The following is a 6,992-nucleotide window of genomic DNA, read 5'->3' as shown; positions in this document are numbered from 1 at the left end:
GGCAAGAAGGCCGACATCGAGGCGCGCGTGGCTCAGATCAAGGCGCAGATCGAGGAAACCACCTCGGACTACGACCGTGAAAAGCTCCAGGAGCGTCTTGCCAAGCTCGCTGGCGGCGTCGCGGTGATCCGCGTCGGCGGCGCGACTGAGGTCGAGGTGAAGGAGCGCAAGGATCGCGTGGATGACGCGATGCATGCGACCCGCGCGGCTGTGGAAGAAGGCATCGTCCCGGGCGGCGGCGTCGCCCTGCTCCGTGCTTCCGAGCAGCTCAGGGGGCTGCGCACCAAGAACGACGATCAAAAGACCGGCGTCGAGATCGTGCGCAAGGCACTGTCGGCTCCCGCCCGCCAGATCGCGGTCAACGCCGGTGAAGACGGTTCCGTCATCGTTGGCAAGATCCTGGAGAAGGAGCAGTACGCCTATGGCTTCGACTCGCAGACGGGCGAGTATGGCAACCTGGTCACCAAGGGCATTATCGACCCGACCAAGGTCGTGCGCACCGCGATCCAGAACGCTGCCTCCGTGGCGGCGCTGCTGATCACTACCGAGGCCATGGTCGCCGAGCTGCCGAAGAAGAACACCGGCGCGCCCCCAATGCCTCCGGGCGGCGGCATGGGCGGCATGGACTTCTGATCCAACTTTCTCTGAAGTGAAATCCCCGGCAGAAAAATGCCGGGGTCTTTTTTTGCTTGCGCTTTTTCAAGTTCGTCACTCTGCCAGTATGAACAGACCATACCGAACGACGTTGCGTGCCCCGATGACAAGCAAGTGCCGGAGATAGGAATCGCCTTGCTTCGTTATGCGGCCGAGCCGGTCTTTCCCGCCGGTGGAGGTCAAGTTAGGCGCCAGGCCCAGCCAAGCCGCGAACTCTCGCCCGGAGCGGAACATGGTCGGGTCCGGCACGGTCGCGGCGAGGGCCGTGGCCGTTATGGGACCGATGCCGGGAATCGAGGACAGCAACTTCGCCATCGGATTTACTCTCTGAATGTCAGCCAGCTCACGCTCGATGGCCTCGGCCTGCCGGTCCAATTCCTTCAGTTGGTTCACAAGAACAGTCACTGCGATGCGGGCATGGGTCGGTAGCGTCAGCTCCTCATCGTTCAGCAAGTCCACCAGACCATCCACTCTTTGCCGGCCTTGCCCGATACCGAATTCAGCAAAATGAGCTCGGATATCGCAAGCCGTCATGGCTCTCTGACGGACCACCAGGCCTCTTGCGCGATGAAGCATCAAGAAGCCCTTTTCTCGACGCTCTTGATTGGAACGAACCGCATATTTGGGCGGGTGACCGCTTCGCAGATCGCTGCCGCGTCAGCGGCTTCGTTCTTGGCTCCTCGCCGGAGTAGAGTCGAGGAGAGGCGCGGTGACGCGCTTGTTGCGCGTTCCGTTTCCTCTCCCCGCCCATCAGTCAAAGCTTTCCAATCGGGCATTCTTCACCGAGCTTTTAGTCTCGTTGAGCGTCAACCCAAGCTGGTCATCACCGCCTTCGTCCACGTCAATGCTTCCTCCGCGTGGCCGCGGCTGAGAATGACGAAGTCGTCGGCATAGGAGATAACCTGGGCATGGAATGCTTCACGCCGACCGCTGAGACGCCAACGTTTCAGGAACCGGTTCATGTAGATGACGGAGAGCAGCGGACTGATGACACCACCCTGTGGCGTGCCACGCTTGTTGCTCTTACCGCCGCTCATGCGCCGTTTCCCGGTCGCTATCCCGCTTTCACTCACGTTATGGCCCGCTGGATTGCTCGGCCGCACAAGGCGACCTTTGTCACGAGGCTTCGGTCCGTCCGATTGCTCGTCCAGACCGCTCGTCAGCTACCAGATCAATCGACAATTCTCTGGGTGGATCCTTCCTCCACTGGTAATGCGCGCCGTCGGGGCGCACCGTGGGGTTTTACATAGGCCGGCGGAATCAATCTCACATCCTGTCCAAACCGCCGAACCTCGCGCGCCCAGTGGTGAGCGGTGGCGCAGGCCTCAATGCCGACCAGGCAAGGTGCGAGCGAGGAGAAGAACGACATGATCTCGCCTCGCCGTAGGCGTTGGCGATTGCTCACTTGGCCTTGGCTATTAACTGCATGGATGTGGAATACGTGCTTCGAGATTCCAACCCAATTGTGCTGACTTCCATTGCTGCATTCCTCCTGTTAGCGGTTCCGTCCAGCGCGAGTATATCGCCGGCTCCGGGGGAGCGGGGCCGTCTTCCCCATCAATGGCCGGATGCGCGATGAGCTACTCAACGAGACCCTGTTCTTCGATCTCGACGACGCCCGCACCAAAATCGCCGCCTGGATCGCCGACTACAATATCCAGCCGCCTCACTCATCGCTGAACTACCTCACCCCCGCGGCCTATGCCGCCCACCTCACCGCAACGGACGACCGGCTACGCAGCCCCGACCAGCTCCGCCGATCGTCCGTTGCTCCACCCGCGCCACTTGGCGTACAAAATCCCGAGACTCTAACCGCCGCCGGATGAAAGTTCGATGGCAGGTCACCGGCGGCATACGCTATTGCCGCTCGACGATTGCCTCTATGCGCTCCAATCGACCATCCCGCATCTGACGCGATCATCCCCGCATCGCTGTCTCCAGCGCCACGGCATCAGCCGATTGCCGTAGGTCGAAGGCAGCAAGCCTGCGAAGAAACAGTTCAAGGCTTACCCGATTGGCTACTTCCACATCGACATTGCTGAGCTTCAGACCGCTGAAGGCAAGCTCTACCTCTACGTCGCCATCGGTCGCACGAGCTCGCCTTCGTGCAACTGGTCAGGAAGACGGGAAGGACCTCCGCCTCGGCCTTCCTCGAAGTTCTGATCGCGGCTGTCCCCTACAAGATTCATACGGTTCTCACCGACAATGGAATCCAGTTCACCTTCCCGCCGCGCTACGCGGACGGCACGACGGCACGACGGCACGATACCTGACACAATATGTTCGATTTGCGCTGCCAAGAGAATGCCATCGAACATCGGCTGACCAAGATGAAGCATCCCCGGACCAATGGTCCAGGTCGAGCGCATGAACCGCACGATCAAGGAAGCCACCGTACAACGCTCCTATTACGATCGACACGATCAGCTCGAAGCTCACCTCGCCGACTTCATCAACGCCTACAACTACGCTCGACAGCTGAAGATCCTGAAGGGCCTCACGCCCTAAGAATACATCTGCAAATGCTGGACTTCCCAGCCGGAACGATTCAAACTTAATCCGCTCCAGCAAATGCCGGGACTAAACACCTAGCACCCATCTCCTGGCTCGCCGGCCGCTCGAACTCTCGGGCCGGTCAACGCCAGCGTGTCGCGATTGCCCGCGCGATCGCTCCAAGGCCTGCCATGATCGTCTGTGACGAACCGGTGACTGCACGTGATCATTTATCGTTCCCGTCGTTGCTCGAGTACGCACCGAGAATCGCCACCGTGATTGCGGCAAGGGGGCATTTGCCACTCCATCGAACGAGTTCGCCGCTATGGCCGACGCTCCTGCCGGCAACCCGCTCTGCCCGATGGTCGTGAAGGCCGGTGAGGTCACCGAGCTTTCGAAGATTGCCGCCTTGCAACGCGTGCAATAACACCGCGATACGGCTGAGGGACGCGCCCGACGGCCCGGCGCATCCCAGTTACGCCTTTTCGGACATCGCATATTGAAATGGCTCTCTAGCAAATGTCGCCTGCAGGTGTGAGCCTTGCGCCTATTGTTCACTTCCTGACAGCGAGACACAGATCCTGTCAATTCTAAAACATTGTGTCAGTGGCCCCATTTCGATCTTTTCCAGATTGTTCAGGGCGCTTAAACAGGAGCGAGGCAGTTGGCACGGACGTTGCTCTTCAGAAGTCGGTCGGGGACGCAGACGCGCAAGATATAGACGGGTGCCCCGTCGCCCACTGAAACAAGTTGCATGTTGCGGAGAGGGTAGCCTCGTCAAGTCGACCAATCGTTGGGACGCGCAGGCGTCTCAAGTACGGCGCGACGCAAGAGTCCGATCGTCGCGGGCAGTTCTAAGTGTGCCTCAACGAACCTGGGTTCTGCGCGCCAAAACTCCCTCCAAGGCCATAAACGTCGCAAAACAAGCGATCGCAACCGAGAATTACGAATCGAGTACCGCCAATGAAGCGATGGATCACGGATAACCACTGCTTGAAGTGGAGAGGCCAAAGACGCGCGTGGACAGCTTCGCTCTTCCGCACCATTTGACCGGCTCGTTGTCGTGCTAACCAACAAGTTCAAGGCCTCATCAGAAACCGTCGAGCACAAAAAAACGCTAAGAAAGCCCGCTCTTAATCACGCCTCATAGAAAGGTCGACAATGTCACAAGCTGTCGAAGGCAACCGCGACGTCAGCGTGCGGGAAGAAGCTGCGGCAGGGCTCTTTCCAAGAACTAACTCCTCTTCAGACGGTGACTTTCTCCGCTACTGCTGCCGGGCCCGCGATCGGTCGTCCGCATTGGCGGCGATTAAGACGCGAACCGAGGAGGCGATCAAGAAGACAGGGGCCGGCTTACAGCTATCCTCCGAAAACTTAAATGGTCTCGATCTATCAGGAGTCTCGTTGCGACGATGTACTCTGAACCGCGCGCAACTCCACGGTGCGACGTTGGATGGAGCCGATCTGTCCGAGTCCAACCTTATCTGCGCAGGCCTAGAGAAGACGAGCTTCCGCAGCGTCAATCTCGACTTCGCGTATATGCATGCAATTGCCGCGCAAGTGTGCAATTTCGACGGTGCAAGCTTGCGCAACGTTATCGATGCAACTGGAAGCCTCTTTCACGGCTGCAGCATGAGAAGAGCGCGTTTCGACAACGCATTATTGAGTGGCGTTCTCTTCTACCAGTGTGATGCGGACCATGCCGTCTTCGATGGCGCCGAACTGCAAGGAACGAGCATCAATGAATGCTTCCTCCCTCATGCTTCTTTTCGATTTGCTAAGTTGAACCAGGTGACGTTGACGAAAGCGCATCTGGCTGGATGCTCGTTCTTCCAGTCAAGGGGTGAGTGCCTATCGATCATGCGCCCCACGTCAGTCAATGACCTCGTTTTAGAGAGCGCCCATCTTCCTTATCTGAGGTTCTCCAAAGTAGCCGGACATATTCTTGCAAAAGGACTAAGCGCTCCGTTTGCTGAGTTCAGCCTCTCAAATCTGTCAAAGGCGGAGCTCGAGCAGGCAGACTTAACGGAGGCTCGACTCCTATCCGTCAACTTAGACAACGCTAACCTCGTAGGGGCGGTGTTGAACGGCGCGTCTATTCGCTCTTGTCAGCTTGATAAAGCCGACCTGTCTCGTGTGTCAGCGGAAGCGATTTCCATCTCCGAGAGTACAATGCGATCCGCAAAGTTCAACGGATTTCGTGCTCGCTGCGCATTTATACGCGACTGCGACATGACAAATTCAGACTTCTCACAGGCTTATCTCTACCGATCGATGATTACCGGTGATCCCCCGCAATCAATGGCGTTGAATCATGTCAATCTCGAGGGAGCCAATCTCGTCCAGTCGTATATAGCGGCGGGAATGAGCGACAGCAACCTGGAGGCGACGCGTGCCGCATACGTGCGGATGAATCAATCGTCTCTCATCAACGCGAACTTGAGTGGGATGTCACCGTTCCAGGCAAGCTTCGTAAAGACCGACTTTTCCGGCGCAAAAGTCACGACATTTGAGCCCCCCTTTTTTGCAGACCGATGTCCCGGGCTCGATGTTGCATTGAAGGGGGCTGAAAAGCAGCAAAATGGACCCTCAGAGTATCTGGCTGAGTTCTCATCGTTGATGAGACGTGGCCGAAAGGGATCGACTTGATCCGACTAAGACCAACCGAGAGAAACGATGTCGCGGTTGATTGAATTGAAAGAAGAACAGCAAGATGCGTCATGGGCTGCGAGTGAACGGTCAGGCGCGTTGTCGCTAATTGCCGCCTTCAACCTGTGTTATGCGGTCGATGCGGCCCGTCGCGTCGGTCTTGCGTCATATCTCGTTGAGCACCAGTCGATCGAGCTGGCTATTGACCCAGGCTGCCAGTTAGGCGATCCGCATCTGCTTTCGCACCTCCTCCAATATTTCGCGATACATGGTCTACTGGTCGTGTCCAATGAAGGGTATAAGCTCACAAGCAGGCGAAAGGAACTTTTCTCGAACGTTAGTCTCGCGCAGATTGGCTTCTACGTAGAAGCGTACGGCCCAGTGGTATCTCGGCTGGATGCTCTCATCACACGACAGGCAACATATGGGCTCGACGTGCTGCGAGATGGCGGCGCCCTAGGAGAGCATTGTGCCACCCTGTTCGGTGAGTACCATACCGACACCGTCCCCAGAGCCTTGACCGAAATCGATGCAACAACGATTCTAGATGTTGGCTGCGGTGCTGGCCAGTTCCTGATGGACGCGTGCCTTCGCTCTCCTCGGCTGAAGGGCATTGGGTTGGATATCTCTGCTCCTGCGATTAAGCTCGCCCAGGAGGCGGCAGCGGACTTAAAACTGGCCGATCGAATTCAGTTCCTTGTAGGCGACGCGTTTGACATCGATAGTTGGCCTGCCGAATGCACGTCAGCAGATGTCCTGACGGCAGTTGGCGTGTTACACGAACATTTCCGCGATGGCCGGGATGCCGTTATCTCAATTCTGAACGAATACAATAAGCTGTTTGCAAAGGGACTTAAGGCCTTCATCTTGGGGGAACCGGAGCTCTGCTACGATCTAGTGAAGAATGATGCCGATCTTTATCTCGTGGACATCTTTACAGCCCAGGGGTTTCCGCACGATCGCGAAAGCTTGCTTGACGTAATCGGACAATCTGAACTGGCCTGCTCGAAAGTATTTTGCCGACCTAACGCGGGTCCTCGTTTCAACTTCTTTCAGCTAATACCGAGTGGCACCGCCAAAATTTCCAGCTCCACCTTAAGAACGATTCTAGCAGATCGTGGGCAACAATGGCGCCATGCCCACAGTTGTCGTTGTCAAGCGACCTGTGCGCCTGTGCGTTAACAGAGCGAGCAAGC

The 6,992-nt window shown here is 57.4% G+C and carries 4 protein-coding genes and 3 pseudogenes; 5 read left to right on the top strand and 2 right to left on the bottom strand.

What is annotated here, in order from left to right:
* A partial coding sequence (locus tag FXB41_RS15140; protein ID WP_283843429.1) for a TCP-1/cpn60 chaperonin family protein occupies positions 1 to 633 on the top strand: 633 nt, incomplete at its 5' end.
* 99 nt (positions 634 to 732) lie between these two features.
* Here the strand turns inward: FXB41_RS15140 and FXB41_RS15135 are convergent.
* A pseudogene (locus FXB41_RS15135) lies at positions 733 to 1,340 on the bottom strand (IS110 family RNA-guided transposase); the annotation flags it as partial.
* Between the two features lie 120 nt (positions 1,341 to 1,460).
* A complete protein-coding gene (locus FXB41_RS15130; protein WP_246648862.1) occupies positions 1,461 to 1,691 on the bottom strand; it encodes a reverse transcriptase domain-containing protein in 231 nt (76 codons plus the stop codon).
* A 510-nt stretch (positions 1,692 to 2,201) separates the two neighbouring features.
* Here FXB41_RS15130 and FXB41_RS15125 point away from each other — a divergent pair.
* The 4 genes and pseudogenes from FXB41_RS15125 to FXB41_RS15110 form a co-directional block, all read left to right on the top strand.
* Positions 2,202 to 2,480, top strand: a pseudogene (locus FXB41_RS15125) (integrase core domain-containing protein); the annotation flags it as partial.
* A pseudogene (locus FXB41_RS15120) lies at positions 2,476 to 3,246 on the top strand (integrase core domain-containing protein); the annotation flags it as partial. The pseudogenes FXB41_RS15125 and FXB41_RS15120, both read left to right, overlap by 5 nt.
* A gap of 1,062 nt (positions 3,247 to 4,308) precedes the next feature.
* Positions 4,309 to 5,796 (top strand): pentapeptide repeat-containing protein, encoded by a 1,488-nt coding sequence (locus tag FXB41_RS15115; protein WP_219682301.1) that lies wholly within the window; start codon positions 4,309 to 4,311, stop codon positions 5,794 to 5,796.
* 27 nt (positions 5,797 to 5,823) lie between these two features.
* The gene (locus FXB41_RS15110; protein WP_219682300.1) at positions 5,824 to 6,978 is read left to right on the top strand and encodes a class I SAM-dependent methyltransferase; all 1,155 of its coding nucleotides are present in this window, start codon (positions 5,824 to 5,826) and stop codon (positions 6,976 to 6,978) included.
* The last annotated feature ends 14 nt before the right edge of the window (positions 6,979 to 6,992 follow it).

Origin of the sequence: Bradyrhizobium canariense, assembly GCF_019402665.1 — a bacterium.
Classification (GTDB): domain Bacteria; phylum Pseudomonadota; class Alphaproteobacteria; order Rhizobiales; family Xanthobacteraceae; genus Bradyrhizobium; species Bradyrhizobium canariense.
The sequence above is the reverse complement of the archived record's forward strand: the minus strand, read 5'-3'. Positions and strand labels throughout refer to the sequence as shown.

Bases quoted from the DNA above. Each gene is read 5' to 3' on its own strand.
- FXB41_RS15115 (WP_219682301.1), top strand. From the start codon at position 4,309: ATGTCACAAGCTGTCGAAGGCAACCGCGACGTCAGCGTGCGGGAAGAA.
- FXB41_RS15130 (WP_246648862.1), bottom strand. From the start codon at position 1,691: ATGAGCGGCGGTAAGAGCAACAAGCGTGGCACGCCACAGGGTGGTGTC.
- FXB41_RS15110 (WP_219682300.1), top strand. From the start codon at position 5,824: ATGTCGCGGTTGATTGAATTGAAAGAAGAACAGCAAGATGCGTCATGG.